The sequence below is a fragment of the Stenotrophomonas sp. Iso1 genome (assembly GCF_027497995.1).
GTDB lineage: Bacteria > Pseudomonadota > Gammaproteobacteria > Xanthomonadales > Xanthomonadaceae > Stenotrophomonas.
Genome location: NZ_JAODBT010000002.1, coordinates 472,757 through 496,905, shown reverse-complemented (window position 1 = coordinate 496,905; position 24,149 = coordinate 472,757). Strand labels below are relative to the sequence as shown.

At 61.2% G+C, this 24,149-nt stretch carries 18 protein-coding genes and 1 tRNA gene; all 19 read right to left on the bottom strand.

Annotated features, from left to right (window positions below):
- Window positions 1-4 precede the first annotated feature (4 nt).
- The 19 genes from PAN08_RS11160 to nuoF all read right to left on the bottom strand — a co-directional run bounded on the left by PAN08_RS11160 (window position 5) and on the right by nuoF (window position 24,148).
- Window positions 5-670 carry a MotA/TolQ/ExbB proton channel family protein gene (locus tag PAN08_RS11160; RefSeq protein ID WP_269791579.1) on the bottom strand — a complete coding sequence of 222 codons (666 nt, stop codon included), beginning with the start codon at window positions 668-670 and terminating at the stop codon, window positions 5-7.
- Window positions 564-3,089: a DNA internalization-related competence protein ComEC/Rec2 gene (locus tag PAN08_RS11155; RefSeq protein WP_269791578.1), complete on the bottom strand. Its 2,526-nt coding sequence runs from the start codon at window positions 3,087-3,089 to the stop codon at window positions 564-566. Before PAN08_RS11155 ends, PAN08_RS11160 begins: the two co-directional genes overlap by 107 nt.
- 286 nt (window positions 3,090-3,375) lie before the next feature.
- Window positions 3,376-5,484 carry a polyribonucleotide nucleotidyltransferase gene (pnp, locus tag PAN08_RS11150; RefSeq protein WP_269791577.1) on the bottom strand — a complete coding sequence of 703 codons (2,109 nt, stop codon included), beginning with the start codon at window positions 5,482-5,484 and terminating at the stop codon, window positions 3,376-3,378.
- A gap of 147 nt (window positions 5,485-5,631) precedes the next feature.
- Window positions 5,632-5,892 carry a 30S ribosomal protein S15 gene (gene rpsO / locus PAN08_RS11145; protein WP_057633743.1) on the bottom strand — a complete coding sequence of 87 codons (261 nt, stop codon included), beginning with the start codon at window positions 5,890-5,892 and terminating at the stop codon, window positions 5,632-5,634.
- Between the two features lie 175 nt (window positions 5,893-6,067).
- Complete coding sequence (truB, locus tag PAN08_RS11140) at window positions 6,068-6,979, bottom strand: tRNA pseudouridine(55) synthase TruB (RefSeq protein WP_269791576.1); 912 nt, start codon at window positions 6,977-6,979, stop codon at window positions 6,068-6,070.
- A gap of 115 nt (window positions 6,980-7,094) precedes the next feature.
- Window positions 7,095-7,472, bottom strand: coding sequence for a 30S ribosome-binding factor RbfA (gene rbfA / locus PAN08_RS11135; protein WP_269791575.1), 378 nt, complete (start codon window positions 7,470-7,472; stop codon window positions 7,095-7,097).
- 75 nt (window positions 7,473-7,547) lie between these two features.
- Window positions 7,548-10,199, bottom strand: coding sequence for a translation initiation factor IF-2 (infB, locus tag PAN08_RS11130; RefSeq protein ID WP_269791574.1), 2,652 nt, complete (start codon window positions 10,197-10,199; stop codon window positions 7,548-7,550).
- A gap of 95 nt (window positions 10,200-10,294) precedes the next feature.
- Entirely contained in the window at window positions 10,295-11,806 is a 1,512-nt protein-coding gene (nusA, locus tag PAN08_RS11125) for a transcription termination factor NusA (RefSeq protein ID WP_269791573.1), read from the bottom strand.
- A gap of 4 nt (window positions 11,807-11,810) precedes the next feature.
- Window positions 11,811-12,401, bottom strand: coding sequence for a ribosome maturation factor RimP (rimP, locus tag PAN08_RS11120; protein ID WP_269791572.1), 591 nt, complete (start codon window positions 12,399-12,401; stop codon window positions 11,811-11,813).
- 201 nt (window positions 12,402-12,602) lie between these two features.
- Window positions 12,603-12,679 (bottom strand) — tRNA-Met (locus PAN08_RS11115).
- 200 nt (window positions 12,680-12,879) lie between these two features.
- Window positions 12,880-14,340, bottom strand: coding sequence for an NADH-quinone oxidoreductase subunit NuoN (gene nuoN / locus PAN08_RS11110; RefSeq protein WP_269791571.1), 1,461 nt, complete (start codon window positions 14,338-14,340; stop codon window positions 12,880-12,882).
- A gap of 36 nt (window positions 14,341-14,376) precedes the next feature.
- Window positions 14,377-15,888: an NADH-quinone oxidoreductase subunit M gene (locus tag PAN08_RS11105; RefSeq protein ID WP_269791570.1), complete on the bottom strand. Its 1,512-nt coding sequence runs from the start codon at window positions 15,886-15,888 to the stop codon at window positions 14,377-14,379.
- 19 nt (window positions 15,889-15,907) lie between these two features.
- Window positions 15,908-18,013 (bottom strand): NADH-quinone oxidoreductase subunit L, encoded by a 2,106-nt coding sequence (gene nuoL, locus PAN08_RS11100; protein ID WP_269791569.1) that lies wholly within the window; start codon window positions 18,011-18,013, stop codon window positions 15,908-15,910.
- A 6-nt stretch (window positions 18,014-18,019) separates the two neighbouring features.
- Window positions 18,020-18,325 carry an NADH-quinone oxidoreductase subunit NuoK gene (gene nuoK / locus PAN08_RS11095; protein WP_057633757.1) on the bottom strand — a complete coding sequence of 102 codons (306 nt, stop codon included), beginning with the start codon at window positions 18,323-18,325 and terminating at the stop codon, window positions 18,020-18,022.
- Window positions 18,322-18,975 (bottom strand): NADH-quinone oxidoreductase subunit J, encoded by a 654-nt coding sequence (locus tag PAN08_RS11090; protein WP_269791568.1) that lies wholly within the window; start codon window positions 18,973-18,975, stop codon window positions 18,322-18,324. Before PAN08_RS11090 ends, nuoK begins: the two co-directional genes overlap by 4 nt.
- 9 nt (window positions 18,976-18,984) lie before the next feature.
- Entirely contained in the window at window positions 18,985-19,473 is a 489-nt protein-coding gene (gene nuoI / locus PAN08_RS11085) for an NADH-quinone oxidoreductase subunit NuoI (RefSeq protein ID WP_057633763.1), read from the bottom strand.
- 3 nt (window positions 19,474-19,476) lie between these two features.
- The gene (nuoH, locus tag PAN08_RS11080; protein WP_269791567.1) at window positions 19,477-20,571 is read right to left on the bottom strand and encodes an NADH-quinone oxidoreductase subunit NuoH; all 1,095 of its coding nucleotides are present in this window, start codon (window positions 20,569-20,571) and stop codon (window positions 19,477-19,479) included.
- Window positions 20,568-22,814, bottom strand: a complete 2,247-nt coding sequence (gene nuoG / locus PAN08_RS11075) for an NADH-quinone oxidoreductase subunit NuoG (RefSeq protein WP_269791566.1) — start codon at window positions 22,812-22,814, stop codon at window positions 20,568-20,570. The genes nuoH and nuoG overlap by 4 nt, the downstream gene beginning before the upstream one ends.
- Window positions 22,811-24,148, bottom strand: coding sequence for an NADH-quinone oxidoreductase subunit NuoF (gene nuoF, locus PAN08_RS11070; protein ID WP_269791565.1), 1,338 nt, complete (start codon window positions 24,146-24,148; stop codon window positions 22,811-22,813). Before nuoF ends, nuoG begins: the two co-directional genes overlap by 4 nt.
- Window position 24,149: the final 1 nt, after the last annotated feature.

Sequence of the window (24,149 nt, the reverse complement as noted above, 5' to 3'; positions counted from 1 at the left end):
TGACTCAGACCTTCGCGGTAGCTGCCGGGCGCGATGCGACCGGTGCGGCGTTTGTTGCCAGCACTGCAGCGCGGCCATCCAGTGAATCCAGCAGCGCTGAGGCTTCCTGCTCCATCTCGATCACATAGCCGTCAATGCGGCTGCGAAAGTGGCGGTGGAACATCAACGCCGGGATCGCCACGATCATGCCGGTAGCGGTACAAACCAGCGCCTTGCCGATACCACCGGCCAGCTGGTTCACATCGCCCACGCCGTGGTCGAGGATGCCCATGAACATCTGAATCATGCCGACCACCGTACCCAGCAGGCCAAGCAACGGACCAGCAGAGGCAATGGTGCCCAGCGCATTGAGGAAGCGGCCCATCCGGTGCACCAGATGACGCCCGGTGTCCTCGATGCGCTCGCGGATCTGGTCACGCGGGCGATTGCGGGCTTCCAGTGCGGCAGCCAGCAGCGCGCCTAGCGGCGAGTTGGCGCGCAAGGATTCAATATGCGAGGCATCCAACTTGCCGCGTGCGGCCCAGTTGCGGACTTCCTGCCCCAGCCCGGGCGGCAGCACCTCGTTACGGCGCAGGCTCCAGAAACGCTCCAGGACGATCGCCAAAGCCAGCACCCCCAACAGCAACAACGGCAGCATCGGCCAACCGCCGGCCTTGACCAGTTCCCACACGTTCCAACCCCTCCGGCACCATGGCCGTCTGTTCGATCCCCGATAGGATAGCAGCCGCCCGCGCCCGCTCCGCGGCATCCCACCAGCGTGAACGCGCTATCCGTCGTTCACGCAGCTGCAGCCCGCTGCGGCCCAGCCAGACCCGCACCGCGCCACTACCTGCGGTACCCAGCACTTCCGCACCAGCGTTCTGCCAACGCGCGACCACCTCACGCCGCGGATGCGCAAACCGGTTGCCATGCCCCGCCGATACCAGCGCCAAGCGGGCACCAGTCGCTTCCACAAAACCGGGACTGGAAGAATTGCCACTGCCGTGGTGCGCCAGCAAGACCACGTCCGCCTTCAACTTGGATCGCACACGCTTTACCAGCCCGCGTTCAATCACCTCGCCGATGTCGCCGGTCAACAGTGCCGAACCGTGCGTGCTTCCCACTTTCAGCACGCAACTGGATTCGTTGCCCAGATAAGGAAAGCTGCTGGCTGGATGCAGGAACTCAAAGCGCACGCCATCCCACTCCCAGGCATGACCGGCCACACAATCGGCCGCTCCCTTCCAGGTCAATCCTGGCGGCGCGCGCAACCCAGTCACTGGCATTGTTGCCTGCACCGCGGGCACACCACCGGCGTGATCGCTATCACCATGACTGATCACCAATCTATCCAGTCGATTCACACCCAATGCGCGCATCGCCGGCACTACCACACGCTCACCCGCATCAAACCCATCCCGTACCGCTGGCCCCGCGTCGTACAGCAAGGTGTGGTGCTGCGTACGTACCAGCACCGCCAAGCCCTGGCCAACATCCATCATCACCAGCTCGAACTCCCCTTTCGCCGGCAGTTCACGCCAGGGCATCAACAGCGGCAGCCATAACAGCGACGCGAGCGACTTGCCCGGCACGCCAGCTGGCAGCAACATCCATAGTGCCCCCAGCAATGCCAACGGCAGCGCAAACCATGCAGGCTCTGGCAGCCACCACAACGAAAATCGGCTGCCCGCAAGAAATTCGAACAGCGGCCAACTGAGATCAAAACACCAGGCTGATGCTCGCCACACAAACGCTCCGCCCCCTGACCAGACCACCTCCAGCGCGGTACCCAGGACCGCCAACGGCACCACCACCAAACTCCACCACGGTATGGCCACCAGGTTGGCCAATGGCCCGATAGCCGATGCCTGCCCAAACAACATCGCACTCAAGGGCAACAAGCCCAATGTCGCCACCCGCTGAGCGGACAGAAAACCTCGCAGCCAATGCGTGCGCTCCGGCAAGCACCATGCCAGCCATGCAACGCCGGCAAAACTCAACCAAAAGCCCGCACTCAGCACCGAGAGCGGATCGACCAGCAGCACCGCCAACGCAGCCAAGCCCAGCGATCCCAGCACATCGACCGGCCGTCGCCACAACCGTGCCAGCACGATGACCGCCACCATCAGCACCGTGCGCACCGTCGGCAACGCGAAGCCTGCGACCGCCGCATACACCAAGGCTGCAATGAACGCCCCGACTGCAGCGGCCTGCGGTCGCGGGAAGCGTCGCCCCAGCCATGGCAGCAATCGCCAGATACCGCCGATCAACCAGGCACCACAGACCGCGACCATGCCTACATGAAAGCCGGAGATCGCAATCAGATGCGTCAGCCCGGTGGCCCGCAGCAGTTGCCAGTCCTCATCGGTGAGGCCCCGCGTGTCGCCTAATGCCAACGCCTGCACATAACGCGACGACGTGGACGACACGTGCACTGCGATACGCGCGGCCATGTTCTGCCGCCAGGCTGCCAACCCCGAAGGCGGCGCAAGCAAACGCGCCGTGCGTGGCGCCCGCACGGAACCTGTGGCGCTGATTCGCTGCGCAAGTGCGTGGCGCTCGGCATCGAAGCCGCCCGGATTGGACAGCCCTCGCGGCACCCGCAACCGCACCGTCATCTGCCAACGCTGTCCTGCGTGCACCTGCATCCGCGGACCGGCCAGTGCCGCACCAAATTCGTCGTACCACGACAGTTGCAAGCGCCGCCCTCGCAAATGCTGATTGGCGTCATCGCCATTCACCTGCAACTGGAAGCGCGTGCGTCGCGCCTCATGCTCCGGCAGATTGCTCACCGTGCCATTGACCGTGAAATCACGCCCCTCCCAGGCGAATGGCAGCTGCGCAGCCAATGCCCAACCAGCATGCAAGCCAACCCAGCCAAATCCCGCCAATGCGGCACCCACAAAGCGCAGTGACCGGCCTCGCCACCACAGAAACATGCCGGACATCGCGAGCAATCCGCATACCGGCAACGGCAGCAGGACGGGCGCCCAAAGCCCCGCGCAGATCCCCAACAGAAAGCACGCCACCACTGCCTTACCGAAGATCGGCACATCCGCTACGAAACGGGCGGGCCACTCGCGCGCTCCTACCGTTTGATTACTGTCCATGTCATGCATCTCCTGTACCCGGAAGATGCTTGATCAACATGGTGCTCCTGCACCATCGCCGACAAAGGCCCGTGCGAGTGGGGCAATGCCGTTCTCAATCGCCAATTTGAACCATGCTCAGCAGCAAGCCCGACTGAAAAACTTCAGCGCAGCATTTCCGCACTCCAAGAAAGCACCTTCCGACGTGATGCGGAACCATGCTCAGCAACGATTTCTCCAGCGCTGAAAAGAAACAAAAAAAAGCGGGCCCAAAGGCCCGCTTTCTTTTCAGCGAAACACCGCAGCCTTATTCGGCCGAGGCGCCCTCGCCTTCTTCCACTGCCTTCATCGACAGGCGAATACGGCCCTGCTTGTCAACTTCCAGCACCTTAACCTTGACCACATCGCCTTCCTTCAGCACGTCGCCAACCTTCTCGACGCGGTCGCTGGAGATCTGCGACACGTGCACCAGACCATCCTTGCCCGGCAGGATCGTGACGAACGCACCGAAGTCCATGATCTTGGCGACCTTGCCTTCGTAGATGCGGCCCGGCTCAACGTCCGAGGTGATCTGCTCGATGCGGGCCTTGGCGGCCTGCGCAGCGGCATTGTTCACCGAGGCGATGGTGATGGTGCCGTCGTCCTGGATATCGATCTGGGTGCCGGTTTCCTTGGTGATGGCCTGGATGGTCGAACCACCCTTACCGATCACTTCGCGGATCTTGTCCGGGTGGATCTTGATGGTCAGCAGACGCGGCGCGTAATCGGACAGCTCCGAACGCGGTGCGGTCAGGCCGTGAGCCATTTCGCCCAGGATGTGCAGACGGCCAGCCTTGGCCTGCTGCAGTGCCTGCTTCATGATCTCTTCGGTGATGCCTTCGATCTTGATGTCCATCTGCAGGGCGGAGATGCCCTCAGAAGTACCGGCAACCTTGAAGTCCATGTCGCCCAGGTGATCTTCATCACCCAGGATGTCGGACAGGACGACGAAACGCTCGCCTTCCTTGACCAGACCCATGGCGATACCGGCAACCGGCGACTTGACCGGCACGCCGGCGTCCATCAGAGCCAGCGACGAACCGCAGACCGAGGCCATCGACGAAGAACCGTTCGACTCGGTGATTTCCGACACAACACGGATGGTGTACGGGAAGGCTTCCAGCGACGGCATCACTGCCAGCACGCCGCGCTTGGCGAGACGGCCGTGGCCGATTTCGCGACGCTTCGGGCCCATCATGCGGCCGCACTCACCCACCGAATAGGGGGGGAAGTTGTAATGGAACAGGAAGTTTTCCTTGTACTCACCAGCGACCGCATCGATCACCTGACCATCACGGGCAGTGCCCAGGGTGATGGTCACGATGGCCTGCGTTTCACCGCGGGTGAACAGCGAGGAACCGTGGGTACGCGGCAGCACGCCGGTCTTCACGGCGATCGGGCGAACGGTGTCCAGCGCACGACCGTCGATGCGGACCTTGGTGTCCAACACCGAGTTACGCATGGTGCTGTATTCCAGCTCGCCGAATTCCTTCGACACTTCAGCCGGGTTCCAGCCTTCAGCGGCAACGCGGCCAGCCAGGGCTTCAACCGTGTCCTTCTTGATCGCCGAGATGGCGTCACGACGCTGCAGCTTGTCACGCACCTGGAAGGCTTCGCCGAGCTTGCCGCCGACGGCTTCCTGCAGTGCGCCGATCAGCGCGGTGTTCTTGGCCGGAGCAACCCAGTCGCTCGGCTTGGTGCCAGCTTCAACGGTCATCTCATTGATGATGTTGATGACCTTCTGCATTTCGCGGTGACCAAAGGTCACTGCACCCAGCATCACTTCTTCGGACAGCAGCGCGGCTTCGGATTCCACCATCAGCACGGCATTGGCGGTACCAGCAACCACCAGCTCCAGCTGCGATTCCTTCAGCTCCGACACGGTCGGGTTGAGGATGTACTCACCGTCCTTGTAACCCACCTTGGCAGCAGCGATCGGGCCCTTGAACGGGGTGCCGGCCAGCGACAGGGCGGCCGACGCACCGATCAGCGCGGCGATATCGCCGTCCACGTCCGGGTTCATCGACATCACCGTGGCGATGATCTGCACTTCGTTCTTGTAGTCTTCCGGGAACAGCGGGCGGATCGGACGATCGATCAGACGCGAGATCAGCGTTTCCTTCTCGGTCGCACGGCCTTCGCGCTTGAAGAAGCCACCCGGGATACGGCCACCGGCGTAGAACCTCTCCTGATAATCAACGGTCAGCGGGAAGAAGTCCTGGCCTTCGCGCGCGCTCTTGGCGGCGACGGCAGTGACCAGCAACACGGTGTCGTCCATCTTGACGATGACAGCGCCGCCGGCCTGACGGGCGACTTCGCCGGTTTCAAGCGTGACGGTGTGTTTGCCGTACTGGAAGGTTTTGGTGATTTTTGCCACGGGAGTTCCTTGGAATGCTTTCTTCAGATGGACCGGCAACGACCCATGCCGCTACCGGGTGGCCGGGCGGTTCCGGCCGCTCTTACTACGATTTGAAACTGTAAAAACAAAGCCGCGGCGCATCGCTGCGCCGCGGCGGTATCTCGATTAGCGGCGCAGGCCGAGCTTTTCGATCAGTGCCTTGTAGCGCACGACATCCTTTTTCTTCAGGTAGTCGAGCAGGCTACGACGACGGTTGACCATCTGGAGCAGGCCGCGGCGGCTGTGGTGATCCTTCTTGTGTTCCTTGAAGTGGCCGCTCAGCAGTTCAATGCGGGCGGTCAGCAGGGCCACCTGGACTTCCGGGGAACCGGTGTCGTTGGTGCCGCGTGCGTTGTCTTCAATAACTTTCTGGGTGTCGATCGACATTGTTTTTTCTCATGGATGCGTGGCCGGCAGGAACGTGCAATGACGCACCGCGCAGCTCGCCGTTTTAAAAGTAACCGCCTGCCGACGGCAGGACGGTGCCCGTTCAAGGGCCGCAAAATTGTAACGACCTCAACCATTTGCCACAAGGCGCGGATGGTATTAGACGCTTGCCCGTTCAGAGATTGAAGCGACGCTGCGGGCTCAGCCGCCCGTCCGCCTCAACCTGCCCCAGGCCCAGCGGCAGGCCGTCCAGGCCGTAGACACCAACCAATCCTTCCGGCCACTCGGGATTCCGCAAGCGCTGGCCCAGACAGAAACGGATCGCCTGGCCCGGATCCAGCTCCACCCGGCCAAAATTCCTCAGCCCTTCACTGATCGGCAACAGCCATTCCAGCAGGGCCGCTTCATCACCACGCTCGGCCACTTCGCGCAGGGCATCCAGGCCGATCATGTGCGGCGTCATGAAAGGCTCCACCCACAGGCGACGCAGCGCGGTGATGTGCGCTCCGCAGCCCAGCACCTCGCCAAGGTCGCGGGCGATGCTGCGGATGTAGGTACCCGACCCGCACGTCACACGCAGCGACAAGCGCTCGTCCTCGTGGGCCAGGATTTCGATGTCCTGAACATGCACCTCACGCTCCGGCGCCTCGATGGCCTCGCCGCGGCGCGCCTTCACATATAGCGGCTCGCCCCCTTGCTTGAGTGCCGAATAGATCGGCGCCCGCTGCAGGATGCGGCCTGTCAAACCCGCCAAGGCCGCTTGCAACTGCTCACGACTGATCGCCGGCACATCACGTTCACGTAGCACGATGCCATCGGCGTCATCGGTGTCTGTGGTTCTGCCCAGCGCAATTTCCGCGTCATATGCCTTGCCCGAACCAAGCAGCAAGCCGGCGATTTTGGTCGCCTCGCCGAAACACAGCGGCAACAAACCAGTTGCCAGAGGATCCAGGCTGCCGGTATGGCCGCCCTTTTCCGCACGGAACAAACGACGGGCCACCTGCAATGCGGTGTTGGAGCTCATACCCGCAGGCTTGTCGAGCAGAACAATGCCGTCCAAACGGCGAAATTGAATACGGGGGCGCATGAAACACCATTCTCGGGCCGGCTCGGGACAACTTCACGCCCGGCGGAAACTGGAAAACAACCTGAAGCATTGAGCACAGGCCAGATATGACAACAGCCCTTGCGGGCTGCTGCTTTTATTCTTCGTCGGAGTCAGGCTTCGTTTCCGGCGGCGGGATCAGATCGCGCAGCAGGTTGTCGATGCGCTCACCGCGGTCCACCGAATCGTCGTAATGGAAATGCAGCTCCGGCACATGACGAAGCTTCATCGCCTTCGCCAGCGACATGCGCAGCTCATACGCAATCTCGCGCAGGCCCTTCATCGCCTCAGCCGAACGCTCCGGCATCAATGCGGTAACGAATATCTTGGCGTGGGCCATGTCACGGGTGACTTCCACGTCCGACACGCTGACCGAGGGCAGCCCATGCTCACGCACGGCGGCATGCACCAGCGTGCCCAGATCACGGCGGATCTGCGCGGAAACACGGTCAGTACGGTGGAAAGTCTTCGGCACGTTGTCTAGCTCACTTGATTGTTGCGTTGATAAAGCAAGGCCGGCCCGCGCTATGCGGACCGGCCGATACTGCAATTACAGGGTGCGCGGCACTTCGATACGCTCGAAGCACTCGATCTGGTCGCCCGGCTTCACGTCGTTGTAGGCCTTCACGCCGATACCGCACTCGGTACCGTTGCGAACCTCTTCCACGTTTTCCTTGAAGCGGCGCAGCGATTCCAGCTCGCCCTCGAACACCACCACGCTGTCGCGCAGCACGCGGATCGGCTTGTTCCGCTTAACCACGCCTTCCACGATCATGCAGCCCGCCACAGCGCCGAACTTCGAGCTGCGGAAGACGTCGCGGACCTCGGCGATACCGATGATCTCTTCGCGGATCTCCACACCCAGCAGACCGGAAGCCACCTGCTTCACCTGGTCGATCACGTCATAGATGATCGAGAAGTAACGCAGGTCCACACCGTTGGATTCAATGATGCGGCGTGCCGAAGCGTCCGCACGCACGTTGAAGCCGATCACGGTCGCCTTGGAAGCAACTGCCGAATTGGCGTCCGACTCGGTGATACCGCCCACGCCGGAGTGGATCACGTTGATGCGGATGTCGTCGTTGGACAAGCCAACCAGCGACTGGCTCAGTGCCTGCACCGAACCCTGGACGTCGGCCTTGATCAACAGGTTCAACACCTGCTGGCCTTCGCCCTTGCCCAGCTGCGCCATGATGTCTTCCATGCGGCTGCCCGCAGTGGCCACCAGGCGCGATTCGCGACGCTTGGTTTCGCGTACCTGTGCAACGTCCTTGGCCAGACGCTCGTCTTCAACGACAACAAAGTCATCGCCAGCTTCCGGCACGCCGGACAGACCCAGCACCTGCACCGGAATCGACGGGCCAGCTTCAGCCACCTGACGACCGGCTTCGTCGAACAGGGCACGCACGCGGCCGTACTGAATGCCGCACACCAGGTAATCGCCCTTCTTGAGCATGCCCTGCTGCACCAGCACCGTTGCGACCGGGCCACGGCCCTTGTCCAGCGAGGATTCGATGACCACACCGGAGGCGCGGCCTTCAGACACGGCCTTCAGTTCAAGCAACTCCGCCTGGATCGAAATCGCATCCAGCAGGTTGTCGATGCCCGCACCGGTCTTGGCGGAGATTTCCACCATCTGCGTGTCACCACCAAAGTCTTCGGCAACGACCTGCTCGGCGAGCAGCTCGTTCTTGACCCGCATCGGGTCGGCCGAGGACTTATCCATCTTGTTGATCGCAACCACGATCGGCGCGTTGGCGGCGCGAGCGTGCTTGATGGCTTCCTTGGTCTGCGGCATCACGCCATCGTCAGCGGCAACTACCACCACCACGACGTCGGTCAGCTGCGCGCCACGGGCACGCATCGAGGTGAACGCGGCATGGCCCGGGGTATCCAGGAAGCTGATCACGCCCTTCGGCGTTTCAACGTGATACGCACCGATGTGCTGGGTAATGCCGCCGGCTTCGCCAGTGGCGACCTTGGTGCGGCGGATGTAATCCAGCAGCGAGGTCTTGCCGTGATCGACGTGGCCCATGATGGTGACCACCGGCGGACGCGCAATGGCATCGCTCTGGTCCACATCATTGATGGCCAACAGCGCATCTTCAGCGTCGTTGTTACCGGCACGCACCGCCTTGTGGCCGAGTTCTTCGGTCACCAGCACGGCGGTGTCATGGTCGATGGACTGGGTGATGGTTGCCATCACGCCCATCTTGAACAGCGCCTTGACCACTTCGCCGCCCTTCAGGGCCAGCTTCTGGGCCAGATCGGCGACGGTGACGGTCTCGCCAATGGCGATCTCGCGCACCACCGGTGCCGTCGGACGTTCAAAGCCATGGCTGCCACTGCTGCCACGCGACTGATCATTGCCGCGGCGGCCCTGCGGTGCACGCGCACCTGGACGACCACGGGAATTATTGTTGTTGCTGTTGCCACGGCGCGCACGGTCGGATGCCGACAGGTGCAGCTGACCACCGAAACGGTTGCCACCATCACCATCGGAACGCGACTTGTTGCCGGGCTTGGCATTCGCGCCGCCACGGTCATCACGCGCCGGAGCGGGTGCCGACGTGGGAGCACGTGCCGCGCCAGGCGCAGGACGTGCGCTCTTGGCCGGCGCTGCTGCCGCTTCCTGCTTGACAGGAGGGGCCTTGGCAGCCTCGGCAGCCTTGACGGCATCTTCAGCAGCCTTGCGCTCGGCTTCTTCGCGCTGACGTTCGGCATCTTCGACCGCCTTCTGGCGAGCGACGATTTCCTCATCGCGCGCACGGTCCTTCTCGGCCAGCATGCGCTGCTCGTCCAGATTGCGCTGACGGGATTCTTCGAGCTTGCGCAGGATGTCTGCGCGCTCTTCGTCCGGCGTCATCGCAGCCTTGCCACCCTCCGGCTTGACGTAGGTACGCTTCTGGCGCACTTCGACATTGACCGTGGTCTTGCTGCGACCAGCATTGACCGTCACTTCCTGGTGCTTGCGACGCGCCAAGGTGATTTTTTTCGGCGCGGCCTCAGCCTCGTCGGCGGGCTGCTCTTCCTTGCCGTGGGAACGGCGAAGGAAACCCAGCAGCTTCACTTTCTCGGTACTGGTCACGATCTGATCGGGACCGCTGAATTTCATGCCGGCCTGAGCCAGCTGTTCCAGCAGTTTCTCGACCGGCGTGTTTACCAGTTCGGCGAGCTTGCGGATGGTGGTTTGCTGCGACATTCGGATCCTATGATCTTGTTGGCGCCCCCTCGAGACAGACGAAGGCAGCGCGGAGTCTACGCCCTGAACGGCTCAGGGCAATGTTCATCGCTGGCTCATTCGCCACGCTCCAGGCGGGCGATCTCCTCGGCGCGGGCTGCCAGGACCAGCGCCGCGGCGCGTTCAAGATCCATACCCTCGATGCCGAACTCCAGAACCTCGTCGGCAGCCAGATCCGACAGATCCTCGCTCGTACGCACGCCGTGACCGGCCAGTACATACGCAGTTGCTTCATCCATGCCCTTCAATGCCAGCAGGTCGTCGGACGGCAAGCCATTCTCAGCCACCTCCTCCACCGCCAGCGCTTCATTCAGCAGCGCATCGCGAGCACGAGCGCGCAGTTCTTCAACGATATCTTCGTCAAAGCCCTCCACCGCCAGCAACTCACCGACCGGCACGTAGGCAATTTCTTCCACAGTGCCGAAACCTTCGGTCACCAGGATGCCTGCGATTTCCTCGTCCACTTCCAGCTTGTCCATGAACAACTGGCGGGCAATGGTCTGTTCAGCCTCGGACTTTGCCGTGACCTGATCCTGCGTCATCACATTCAGCTGCCAACCGGTCAGGCGGCTGGCCAGACGCACGTTCTGGCCGCCCTTGCCGATGGCCTGCGCCAGACGGTCTTCCGCCACGGCCAGATCCATCGAGTGACGGTCTTCATCAACAATGATCGACTGCACTTCGGCCGGCGCCATCGCATTGATGACGAAATTGGCCGGGCTCTCGTTCCACAGCACGATATCCACGCGCTCACCATTGAGCTCATTGGACACGGCCTGGACACGCGAACCACGCATACCAATGCAGGCGCCAATGGGATCAGTGCGGGTGTCGTGAGCCAGCACGGCGATCTTGGCGCGGTCGCCCGGGTCACGTGCACAGGCCTTGATCTCGACCAGGCCCTGGCCGACTTCCGGCACCTCAAGCTTGAACAGTTCGATCATGAATTCCGGCGCGGCACGGCTGATGAACAGCTGCGGCCCACGCGGTTCCGACCGAACTTCGGCCAGGTAACCGCGCACGCGGTCACCGGCGCGCAGTACGTCGCGCGGAATGCCTTTGTCTTTCGGAATGAATGCTTCGGCGTTGCCACCGAGGTCTACATAAATGTTGCCGCGCTCAGCGCGCTTGACGACACCGGTCACCAGCTCGCCCACGCGATCCTTCCACGCGTCGACAACCTGCTGACGCTCGGCTTCACGCACACGCTGCACGATCACCTGCTTGGCGGCCTGTGCGGCGATGCGGCCGAAATCCGGATTTTCGATCTGCTCTTCGATGTAATCGCCCAGCTCGACACCGTCGGCTTCGTCGATCGCATCCATCATGCGGATCTGACGATCCGGCGATTCCATCACCACGTCATCGGCGACCACTTCCCAGCGACGGAAAGTTTCGTAATGACCGTCTTTCTGGTTGATCGACACGCGCGCAAGCACGTCCTGATCGGGATAGCGCTTCTTCGCCGCAGAGGCGAGTGCCGCTTCGATCGCATCAAAGATCACTTCACGCGGCACGCCTTTTTCGTTGGCGACTGCGTCAACTACCAGCAACAGTTCCTTGCTCATCGGCTCACTCCGCGCGCGGCTTTTTGGCCGCCGTTTCGTTGTTGGATTTATTCTTGGCCTTGTCACCCTGTTTGGGTGCCGGGCCAGTCGGTTTGGTCGGAGCAAGGCCCAAAGCAGCCCAGTCCGGAATAATGCGAGCCTTGTCGATATTGTCGAATGAAGCCACGAATGGCTTCCCATCAACAACAAACGTCACACTGCCCTTGGCGAGGTCCACTTCGGCGATCTCACCCTGCAGACGGCGGCGATTCTCCTGCGGCAGCTTCAAGGCCACCTTGGCCGACTGGCCCAGGTGCTGCTCGAAATGCTCCAGCGTGAACAGCGGGCGATCCACACCCGGGGAAGAAACTTCCAGCGTGTAATTACCGCTGATCGGATCTTCCACATCCAGCTGCGCCGACACTTCGCGGCTCACCCGCTCGCAGTCGTCAACATTGACCATGCGCTCAGGCTGTTCGGCCAGCGGCACATCAATATAAAGGCGCAGCGTGGCGCCGCCGGGCGCCGGCAAATATTCGGCACCCAACAAATCGAGCCCCAGCGCTTCCACGGTGGGGCCCAGCAGATTCGCGATTTCAGTAGCTTTGTCGCTCACAGCCTGCCTTGTTTCGATAAATGAGGACCGGCGTTACCCAGTCGGGACTTTCCGTATTGCGGAAACAACAAAGGGCCCATCAGGGCCCTTTGTCCGGCATGAATCCGGTGATCTGGATTCCGGTTACAAGAACGGAAGCAAACGTTCTTGCGAGCCCAGACTCTGGCCTTTATCAGCATGACTGATGATAAAGGCCGAAGCTGGTAGCGGGGGCAGGATTTGAACCTGCGACCTTCGGGTTATGAGCCCGACGAGCTGCCAGACTGCTCCACCCCGCAGCAGAAGCGGAATTGTGAAGTAAGTAAGCGAAAACTGCAAGCTTTATTTACTTCACCGATTTCCCCATTTCGGGAGAAATCACCGGAAAACCTCTTCCGGGTGAACCACCTTTCAGTGGTTCCGACCTCGCCGGTGAACCGGCGCCGTCGTCAACTCAGGAGATGAATATTACACGATTCACGAGAGTTTGTATCGTTTTTTATGACAAATGTGCAAAAGCATTGCGCATCCACTCGAGAATCGGCCCCAAACCCAGCGGCAGCACCAGCAGCACAATGGAATTCACGCCCAGCACGATACCGAGGATGCGGTCATTGTTGCGTGGCAGTGGCTCTCCCACCGGCTCATCGAAGTACATGACCTTGATGACGCGCAGGTAATAGAAGCAACCGATCACCGCACAAAGCACACCCAACAGGGCCAGCCACAGCAGTCCGCCGTTGATCGCTGCGCCCAGCACCGACAACTTGGTCCAGAAGCCCAGGAACGGCGGGATACCCGCTAGGGACGCCATGATGCACAGCACCAGGCCTGCCATCCAAGGGCTGCGGGCATTGAGACCCTTGAAGTCTTCAATGTTCTCCGCTTCAAAGCCGGCACGCGACAAGGCGATGATCGCCCCGAATGCTGCGGTCGACATGATGGCGTAAGCCACCGCGTAAAACATCGCGGCCGAATAGCCCTGCTCGCCACCACCGGCAATGCCCATCAGCAGGAAGCCGATGTGCGAAACGGTCGAATACGCCAGCATGCGCTTGAGGTTGGTCTGCGCAATGGCCATCAGGTTACCGATGATCAACGACAGTGCCGCCAGACCGGCCAACACATACTGCAGTTCGGTCGACAGCGGGCCAACGCCAACTTCCAACAGACGGTAAGCCATGCCGAAAGCAGCCAGCTTCGGTGCCGAGCTGATGAACAATGCGATCGGTGCCGGAGCACCTTGATACACGTCCGGCAGCCACATATGGAACGGCGCAGCGCCCAGCTTGAAGGCCACACCGGCAATCATGAACACGGCACCGGTCAACAGCAGCAGTCGTTCATCGGAATGGGCGATGGCCGCGTGAATCACATCCAGATGCAGAGAACCCGTAGCACCGTAGATCAGCGACATGCCATACAGCAGCAGGCCCGAAGCCAACGAACCCAGCACGATGTACTTCATACCGGCTTCTGCGGCCAGCTTGTTCTCACGATTGCTGGCAACCAGCGCATAGGAGCATAGCGCCAGCAGTTCCAAACCGAGGTAGACCATCAACAGGCTGCCTGCCGACACCAGAATCATCATGCCGGCGGTGGCAAACAGGATCAGTACCGGGATCTCTCCCTGGAACAGATTGCGCTCGCGCAGGTAGCTCCAGCCATAGACAAGGCTCAAACCGCTAACCAGCACGACCACCGTCTTCATGATGTCGGCGGCGTTGTCACGGATGAACATGCCGTGGAACACCTCGCCCTGCCCGCCCACGCCGCCAAGCAGCATCACAAAGGCGACAGCGAGGATGGCTACCGAGATGAAATGGGTCCAGACCTTGTGTCGATCGCTGATGAACAGATCAAGGATCAGCAGGGCGAAGGCACCACCGATCACCACCATTTCTGGCAGCAACGGCGGGAGGTCAGCAGTGGTCAACGGCAGAAGCGTCGGCGTGGTCATCATCAAATCCTGGAATCAATACTCTCGACGGGCCGCTTACAGCAGCTTGCTCGATGCGATCTGCATCGCCAGCTTGGCGATGGACGGCTCCATCAGGTCAGTCAGCGGCTTGGGATACAGGCCCAGCGCCAGCGTACCGACGGCGAACACACCCAACACCAACCACTCACGACCATTCATGTCCTTCAGCTCGGCAACATGGGCATTGCCCACCTCACCAAAGAACACGCGCTTGTACAGCCACAGCGAATACGCCGCGCTGATGATCAGCGTGGTGGCCGCGCCCAGTGCAACCAGCGGATTCCACTGGAATGCAGCCAGCACGATCATGAACTCGCCGACGAAACCACTGGTACCCGGCAGACCCGAGTTGGCCATGAAGAACAGCAGTGCGAAGGCAGCAAACCACGGCATCACGTTGGCCACGCCGCCGTAATCGGCGATACGGCGACTGTGCATGCGGTCGTACAGCACACCGACGCAGGAGAACATGGCGCCAGACACGAAACCGTGCGAAATCATCTGCACCATCGCGCCCTGCAGGCCCAGACGCGCAGCGTCGGCGTTGCCGGCTTCGCGGACCAGCCACAGTGCGGTGAAGGTACCGAGAGTGACAAAGCCCATGTGTGCGACCGACGAATAAGCAATCAGCTTTTTCATGTCGTCCTGGACCATAGCAACCAGGCCAACGTAGATCACCGCCACCAGCGACAACGCAATCACCAGCCAAGCCCACTCGTGGCTAGCATCGGGAACGATCGGCAGGTTGAAGCGCAGGAAGCCGTAACCACCAATCTTCAGCGCGATGGCCGCCAGAATCACCGAACCGGCGGTCGGCGCCTCAACGTGTGCGTCCGGCAGCCAGGTGTGCACCGGGAACATCGGCACCTTGACTGCGAAGGCGATCAGGAATGCGAAAAATATCCAAGTCTGTTCCTTAGCCGACAGCTGGAGCTGATACAGGTCGGCCAGCTGAAAGCTGCCGCCCTTCATGTACAGGTAGACCAGCGCCACCAGCATCAACACCGAGCCGAGGAAGGTGTACAGGAAGAACTTCATCGCCGCATAGATACGACGCGGACCGCCCCAGACACCGATGATCAGGAACATCGGGATCAGCATGGCTTCAAAGAACACGTAAAACAGCATCGCGTCGGTCGCAGCAAAAATGCCGACCGTGACGCCTTCCAGAACCAGGAAGGCGGCAACGTACTGATTGACGCGCTTATCGACCACGCCCCAGGCACCGATCAATGCGAGCACGCCGATCAGCGTGGTCAGCAGGATCAGGGCGATGGCGATGCCATCAACGGCCAGGTTGTAGCCGATACCGAAGGCCGGGATCCACGGATGCTGCTCGACAAACTGCATGATGTCGGCCGCACTGCGGTCGTAGCCGCTGAGTAGACCGAGACTCAACAGGAAGGTGAGCAATGCCACCGCCAGGGACGCCCAACGGGCGGCCTGGGCGTTGCGCAAGGCGAGGATCAATGCACCGCCGAGGATCGGCAGCCAAATGAGAATACTAAGTAGTGGCCAGTTCGACACGTCTTCTATTCCGTACAAGTCAACGCCAGAAATGCATCAGCAGGCCCAACAGGGCAATCAGGCCGATGATCATCACGAAAGCGTAGTGGTAGAGGAAACCGGATTGGGTGCGGCGCAGCAGGTTGGCAGCCAGCTCGACCACGCGGGCCGTGCCATTGACCACCACACCGTCAACGACCGTGCTGTCCACGGCACGGGCGGCCTTGCCGAGCTGCACACCGCCGCCGGCAAAGCCGTCGATCCAGAGCTTGTCGAAGCCGTACTTGTTTTCCAGCACCGAAACCACCGGCGCCAGAGTTTTGCGGGCCTTGCCTGCCAGCTCCGGCTTCCAGACGTAGAACGCCCAGGCCAGCACGAAACCTGCAACTGTCAGCCAGAACGCCGGCATGGTCATGCCATGCACTGCGTACTTCACCGAACCGTGCCAGAACTCGGCACCCACGGCAGCAATGGTGTTACGCGCCGGATCGTAGAAATCCACGATGCCGGTAAAGAACGACAGGGTCTGCCCCGGCACGCCCGCTGCAACAGCGTGACCATCCCAACCGGTACCGAACAGCATCGGACCGATGGTGAAGAAGCCGATCAACACCGACGGAATGGCCAGCAGGATCAACGGCACCGTCACAACCCACGGCGACTCGTGTGGCTCATGCGCACCATGACCGTGGTGGTCATCGTGGCCGTGATGACCGTGGTCATCATGCGCATCACGGAAGCGCTCCTTGCCGAAGAAGGTCAGGAACAGCAGGCGGAAGCTGTAGAAGCTGGTGACGATAACGCCCCCCAACACAGCCCAGTAACCGTAAGTGGCGACCCAGCTGGCGTCAGGTGCGTGCGCGTGATGCGCGGCAGCTTCGATGATGGTGTCCTTCGAGTAGAAACCCGAGAAGAACGGCGTGCCTACCAGGGCCAGCGTACCGATCCACATGGTGATGTGGGTAATCGGCATGTACTTGCGCAGTCCGCCCATCTTCAACATGTTCTGTTCGTGGTGCATGCCGATGATCACCGAGCCGGCACCGAGGAACAGCAGCGCCTTGAAGAAGGCGTGGGTCATCAGGTGAAACACGGCACCCGAGTAAGCTGACACACCCAGTGCAACGGTCATGTAGCCCAGCTGGGACAGCGTCGAGTAAGCCACCACGCGCTTGATATCGCTCTGCACGATGCCGATCAGGCCGGTGAAGAAGGCTGTGGTGGCACCAATGAACAGGATGAAATTCAGCGACGCCTGCGACAGCTCGAACAGCGGCGACATGCGGGTGACCATGAAGATACCGGCGGTCACCATCGTCGCGGCGTGGATCAGTGCCGAGATCGGGGTCGGGCCTTCCATCGAGTCCGGCAGCCACACATGCAATGGCACCTGTGCCGACTTGCCCATCGCACCGATGAACAGGCAGATGCAGATGACGGTGGCGATGCTCCACTGGTGATCGCCGATCAGCTGCACCATGGCATGGCCGGTCGCGTCCGAACCCAACACGCTGTGGGCGTTGGCGAACACGGTGGCGTAATCCAGCGAGCCGAAAGCCCACAGGATGCCGCCGATACCCAGCAGGAAGCCCAGGTCGCCGACGCGATTGACTAGAAAGGCCTTCATGTTGGCGAAGATGGCGCTGGGCTTCTTGAAGTAGAAACCGATCAACAGGTAAGACACCAAGCCCACCGCTTCCCAGCCGAAGAACAACTGCAGGAAGTTGTTGCTCATCACCAGCGTGAGCATGGAGAAGGTGAACAACGAGATGTAGCTGAAGAAGCGCTGGTAACCGTCATCCTCGGACATGTAGCCGATGGAGTAGATGTGTACCAGCAGCGACACGAAGGTCACCACCACCATCATCATCGCCGTCATGCGGTCGATCATGAAGCCGACGTGGGCCGAATACTGACCGACCTCGAAGAAGGTGTAGAGATTTTCGTTAAACGGTTGTGCCCCACCCCACAGCAGTTGGTACAGCGTGTACGCAGAAAGCGCAAAGCTGACAACCACACCAAGGATGGTGACGTACTGGGCGCCCTTGCGCCCGACCTGGCGTCCGAAGAGGCCGGCGATGATGCTGCCGAGCAACGGTGCAAGCACCGCTACGATCAACAGACTCTGGGAGAGAGTGATTTCCATCTCGGATCAGCCCTTCAACGAATCGACTTCGCCCACGTTGATGGTGTGGCGGGTGCGGAACAAGGTCACCAGGATCGCAAGGCCAATAGCAGCTTCCGCTGCGGCCACGGTCAGGATGAAGAACACGAACAGCTGTCCGGCGGTATCGCCGAGCTGACGCGAGAAGGCTATGAAGTTGATGTTCACCGATAGCAGCATCAGTTCGATCGACATCAACAGCACGATGATGTTCTTCCGATTAAGGAAGATGCCGGCAACGGAGATGCAGAACATCACCGCGCCCAACGCGAGCATATGGCCCAAAGAAATCATGGCTTGGCCTCCTCGCCACCATCGTTATGCGTTTCCGACTGCACCACCGGTTTCTCGGCGGCCATCTTGACGATGCGCAGGCGGTCTTTTGCCTTGACCATGGTCTGTTCGGTCGGGTTCTGCGTCTTCAGACCCTGTCGACGACGCAGGGTCAGCATCACAGCTGCCACCACGGCGACGGTCAGGATCACGGCCGCGAACTCGAACGGCAGCAGGTATTCAGTGAACAGGCTACGCGCCAGCCAGGTGACGTTAGAGGTGTCAGCCGCGATCGCGGCAGCGTTGTCTACCGGGAACGGCGCGGTGCGGGCCTTGATACCGATCAGGGTCAGCATCTGCACCAGCATCACCACCGCGACCACCAGGCCGACCGGCAGGTAACGCACCCAGCCCTCACGCAGGTCGCTGGTGTCGATGTCCAGCATCATCACCACGAACAGGAACAACACCATCACGGCACCGACGTACACCAGCACCAGCGTGACGCCCAGGAACTCGGCCCCCACCAGCAGCCACACGCAGGCCACCGAAAAGAAGGTCAGGATCAGACACAACACGGCGTACACCGGGTTGCGCACACTGATCACGGACGCGGCAGAAATGCCCGCGATGACCGAGAAGAACCAGAAAGCAATATTTACCCAATCCATCTCAAGACCTCAGCGGAAGGCAGCGTCGGCGGCGCGGCGCTCGGCGATTTCGGCTTCAAGCCGGTCGCCAATGGCCAGCAGCTGCGGCTTGGTGATGATGTTCTCGCCACGCTTCTCGAAGTGATACTCAAGAATGTGGGTCTCGACGATCGAGTCCACCGGGCAGCTTTCTTCACAGAAGCCGCAGAAGATGCACTTGAACAGATCAATCTCGTAACGCGTGGTACGGCGAGTACCGTCTTCGCGCTTGGCCGAGTCGATGGTGATGGCCAGTGCCGGGCACACCGCTTCGCATAGCTTGCAGGCAATGCAGCGTTCTTCACCGTTGGGATAACGGCGCAGGGCGTGCAGGCCACGGAAACGCGGCGACTGCGGGAACTTCTCCATCGGATACAGCACGGTGTACTTCGGCTTGAACGCGTACTTCAGCGTCAGCCACAAGCCACCTAGCAACTCCAGGAGCAGCAGGCTTTTGAAATAGTGGGTGATCTTATTCATGAATCAAACGCCCTTCTGGATCACGCCGTAAAACACCATCAGTGCCGTCACCGCGATCCAGAAAATGGTCAACGGGATGAATACCTTCCAGCCCAGACGCATGATCTGGTCGTAACGGAAGCGCGGGAAGCTGGCACGGAACCAGATGTATGCACTGGCAAAGAACAGCACCTTGAGCAGCAACCACGGCCAGCCACCGGTCCAGATCCAGTTGATCCACGGCGACACATCGCCATTGACCCAACCCTGGAGCGGGCTCAGCCAGCCGCCCATGAAGAAGATCGCAATCAAGAAGCTGACCAGGATCATGTTGGCGTACTCAGCCAGGAAGAACAGTGCGAACGCACCGCCGGAGTACTCCACCATGTGGCCGGCCACGATTTCCGACTCACCTTCCACCACGTCGAACGGTGCACGATTGGTTTCGGCGACACCGGAGACCCAGTACACGATGAACAATGGGAACAGCGGCAGGAAGAACCAATCAAACAGCCCCGAACTACCCTGCTGCGCCAGCACGATGTCGGTCAGGTTCAAGCTGCCGGCGGCGATCATCACACCGACCAGAGCAAAACCCATCGCGATTTCGTAGCTGACCACCTGCGCGGCAGAACGCATCGCACCAAGGAAAGCGTACTTGGAGTTGGACGCCCAACCGGCCAGGATCACGCCATACACACCCAGCGACGTCATCGCCAGCAGGTACAGCAGGCCGACGTTGGCGTTGGACAGCACCAGCTTGTAGTCAAACGGAACCACCGCCCACGCCGCGAACGACGGTGCCAGCACGATCAGCGGCGCGATGATGTACATCGCCTTGTGCGCGCTGGCCGGAGCAATGATTTCCTTGAACAGCAGCTTGGTGACGTCGGCAAATGCCTGCAGCAGACCACCCAGACCGACATACATCGGCCCGTGACGGACGTGCATCCAGCCAATCAACTTGCGCTCCCACAACACGTAGAACGCAACGGAAATGATCACCGGCATGGCGATGGTCAGAATTTTCAGCACCGTCCACAGCACGATGCCGATATCGCCCAGCGAGAGGAACCACTGGTGCAGCGGGTCGACCGCGTTCAACAGCAACTCGTTCATGCAGCCACCACCGTTACCCGAGCGGCACCCAGCGGCGCGGTTGCGCCGTGGCCCGATTCAATCCAAACCGTACCGGCCGCGACGCGCGCATCGACCACTACCGACAAAGTAGCGCGACCGGCATCGGTACCGACCTTGGCCATCTGGCCTTCACTCAGCTGCAGACGCACGGCGTCTTCATTGTTGAGCACGATGCGCGGATCGTTGTTCAGCGGGTGCGACTGCAGCGCCTGCGCACGACGCACCACAGCGTCGGTACGGTAGATCGCCGGGGTCGAAGCCACTTCCAGGCCCTCGCCTGCCAGCTGCGGCTGGGCCGAAGCGGCAACTTTCACCGTGATGGGCTGCAAACCAGCGCGCAGGCCTGCCAGATCGGTAAAACCGAAGCCAGCCAGCTGCATATCGCCGCCCAAAGCACGCAGCACACGCCAACCCTCGCGGGCCTCGCCTTGCAACTTGCCGCCGGCGCGGGTGGTCTGCTCACGACCATCGAGATTGGTCAGCGTCGCGTCGACTTCCGGCAGCGCGCCAATCGGCAGGATCACGTCAGCCACATCGCGGGTCGAAGTGCAGGCGAACTGGCTGAACGCGACAACCTTGGAACCGGACAGCGTCTTGCGGGCGGTTGCGGTATCGGCGAAGTCCAGACCCGGTTCGATGCCATACAGCACGTAAGCCTTGCGTGGCTGCGCCAGCATTGCGTTGACGTCCTTGCCGGCCGGCAGCACGCCTGCGCGTGACAGACCCACTGCATTGGCACCCTGAGGAATGCGACACAGCTTTGCGCCGGTCGCAGCTGCAAACGCGCTGGCAGCCGAACGGATCGCCGCAGCCTGCGGATGATTCTCAGCAATGGCGCCGACGATGATGACGGTCTTGCTGCCACCCTTCACCGCGTCCACTAGTTGTGCATTGCTCAGCGCTTCGACGAAGCGCGACGGCGCAACGATCTGCTTGCCAGTCAACTTAAATGCGAAGTCGAAATCAACCGGGTTGACCGCGAAGATCTGCGCGCCATTCGCCGTTTGCGCCTTGCGCAGACGGGCGTGCAGCAGCGGCAGCTCGTGGCGGATATTGCTACCCAGCACCACAATGCGGTCAGCGGTTTCGATCTCGGCCAGCGAGGTACCAAACACTTCAGCAACCGGCGCATCAGAGAAGTCGCGGTTGTTGATGCGGTGGTCGATATTGTTGGAACCCAGAGCAGCCGCCAGACGCGACAGCAGTGCGCCCTCCTCGTTCGAGGTGGACGGGTGCACCAGCACGCCGAGGTCATCGCCACGGTTGGCTTCAAGAATCTCGCGGGCAGCGGCCAAGCCTTCAGCCCAACTTACTTCCTTCCACTCACCATTGACCTTCTGCATCGGCTTGGTCGCGCGGTCTGCCGCGTACAGACCCTGATGCGAGTAACGGTCGCGGTCGGACAGCCAGCATTCGTTGACCAGCTCGTTGTCACGCGGCACCGCGCGCAGCACTTCGCCGCGACGCACGTGCAGGAACAGGTTCGAACCCATCGCGTCGTGGTAACCCAGCGATTCGCGAGCGGTCAGCTCCCACGGGCGTGCCTTGAACTGGAACACCTTGTTGGTCAGCGCGCCAACCGGGCACACGTCGATGACGTTGCCGGACAGCTCAGTGGTCAGCGGCTTGCCGTCGTAAGTGCCAATCTGCAGGTTCTCACCGCGGTACATACCACCCAGTTCATAGGTGCCCGCCACTTCAGCGGTGAAGCGAACGCAACGCGTGCACTGGATGCAGCGGGTCATTTCGGTGGCGACCAGTGGCCCCATGTCCTCGTCGACCACAACGCGCTTACGCTCGTTGAAGCGGCTGACCGAACGGCCATAGCCCAGCGAAACGTCCTGCAATTCGCACTCGCCACCCTGATCGCAAATCGGGCAATCCAGCGGGTGGTTGATGAGCAGGAACTCCATCACCGAACGCTGGTACTTGAGCGCCTTTTCATTGCGGGTCTGGATCTTCATGCCATCCATGACCGGCGTGGCGCAGGCCGGCGACGGCTTGGGCGACTTTTCAACGTCGACCAGGCACATGCGGCAGTTGGCCGCGATCGGCAGCTTCTCGTGGTAGCAGAAGCGCGGGATCGGAATGCCTGCCTTGTCAGCGGCCTGGATGATCATCGAGCCCTTGGGCACGACCAACGCCTGACCATCGATCTCGATGGCGACGTGCCCTTCCGGCACGACTGGCGTCACATTGGGATTTACCGGTTGCGCGCTCATGCGGCAGCAGCCTCCACCTTCTTGCCGTCAACCATCGAATGACCGTTGACGATGTAGTACTCGAATTCATCCCAGAACTGGCGCAGGAAACCCTGGATCGGCCATGCGGCCGCTTCACCGAATGCGCAGATGGTGTGGCCTTCAATCTGGCCGGCCACCGTCTTGAGCTGGTGCAGGTCTTCCATCGTGGCCTGACCGGCAACGATGCGCTCCAGCACGCGGTGCATCCAGCCGGTACCTTCACGGCACGGGGTGCACTGACCGCAGGATTCCTTGTGGAAGAACTGGCTGATGCGGCAAGCGAACTTCACGCAGCACACGCTGTCATCCAACACCACGATGGCACCCGACCCCAGGCCCGAGCCCAGTGCACGGATGGTGTCGTAATCCATCGGCAAACCCGCGAGCTGCTCGGCCGTCAATACCGGCATCGATACGCCACCCGGGATGGCCGCTTTCAACGTACGACCCGGACGCAGGCCACCGGCCATTTCCAGCAGTGCGTCGAAGGTGGTGCCCAATGGCACTTCGAAGTTGCCGCCGGCCTGCACGCAGCCGGAGACCGAGAAGCACTTCGGACCACCGTTATTGGTCAGGCTCAGGTTCTTGAACCATTCCGGGCCGTTGCGGATGATCGCCGGCACCGAGCCGTAGGTTTCGGTGTTGTTGATCGTCGACGGCTTGCCGTACAGGCCGAAATTCGCCGGGAACGGCGGCTTGTAACGCGGCTGACCCTTCTTGCCTTCCAGCGACTCCATCAACGCGGTTTCTTCGCCGCAGATGTAGGCGCCAGCGCCCAACGCACCATAGATATCGATATCCGCACCGCTGCCCAGCACGTTCTTGCCCAGCCAGCCGTGCTTGTAGGCATCAGCCAAGGCCTGCTCGAAATGCTCGAACGGCTCGTGATGGAACTCGCCGCGCAGGTAGTTGTAACCCACGGTGGAACCGGTCGCGTAGCAGGCAATAGCCATGCCCTCCACGACCGAGTGCGGGTTGTAACGTAGGATATCCCGGTCCTTGCAGGTGCCGGGCTCGGATTCATCCGAGTTGCAGAGGATGTACTTCTGCATGTCACCCTTCGGCATGAAGGACCACTTCAGGCCGGTCGGGAAACCCGCACCGCCGCGACCGCGCAGGCCGGATTGCTTGACCATCTCGATGACGTCGGCCGGCGAAATCTTCTCTTCGAGAATCTTGCGCAGCGCGGCGTAGCCACCGGTCTTCAGATAGTTTTCGTACGACCACGGAGTGTCGTAATGCAACGTGGTGTAAACCACGTTATGCGGAAGCGGCGCCGGTCCGACCGGGCCCTTTGATTCGTGGTGTGCCATG

Coding starts and splice junctions, on each gene's coding strand:
- PAN08_RS11155 (WP_269791578.1), bottom strand. CDS start 3,089: ATGGACAGTAATCAAACGGTAGGAGCGCGCGAGTGGCCCGCCCGTTTC.
- rpsO (WP_057633743.1), bottom strand. CDS start 5,892: ATGTCGATCGACACCCAGAAAGTTATTGAAGACAACGCACGCGGCACC.
- truB (WP_269791576.1), bottom strand. CDS start 6,979: ATGCGCCCCCGTATTCAATTTCGCCGTTTGGACGGCATTGTTCTGCTC.
- infB (WP_269791574.1), bottom strand. CDS start 10,199: ATGTCGCAGCAAACCACCATCCGCAAGCTCGCCGAACTGGTAAACACG.
- nusA (WP_269791573.1), bottom strand. CDS start 11,806: ATGAGCAAGGAACTGTTGCTGGTAGTTGACGCAGTCGCCAACGAAAAA.
- nuoN (WP_269791571.1), bottom strand. CDS start 14,340: ATGACCACGCCGACGCTTCTGCCGTTGACCACTGCTGACCTCCCGCCG.
- nuoL (WP_269791569.1), bottom strand. CDS start 18,013: ATGGAAATCACTCTCTCCCAGAGTCTGTTGATCGTAGCGGTGCTTGCA.
- nuoK (WP_057633757.1), bottom strand. CDS start 18,325: ATGATTTCTTTGGGCCATATGCTCGCGTTGGGCGCGGTGATGTTCTGC.
- PAN08_RS11090 (WP_269791568.1), bottom strand. CDS start 18,975: ATGGATTGGGTAAATATTGCTTTCTGGTTCTTCTCGGTCATCGCGGGC.
- nuoI (WP_057633763.1), bottom strand. CDS start 19,473: ATGAATAAGATCACCCACTATTTCAAAAGCCTGCTGCTCCTGGAGTTG.
- nuoH (WP_269791567.1), bottom strand. CDS start 20,571: ATGAACGAGTTGCTGTTGAACGCGGTCGACCCGCTGCACCAGTGGTTC.
- nuoG (WP_269791566.1), bottom strand. CDS start 22,814: ATGAGCGCGCAACCGGTAAATCCCAATGTGACGCCAGTCGTGCCGGAA.
- nuoF (WP_269791565.1), bottom strand. CDS start 24,148: ATGGCACACCACGAATCAAAGGGCCCGGTCGGACCGGCGCCGCTTCCG.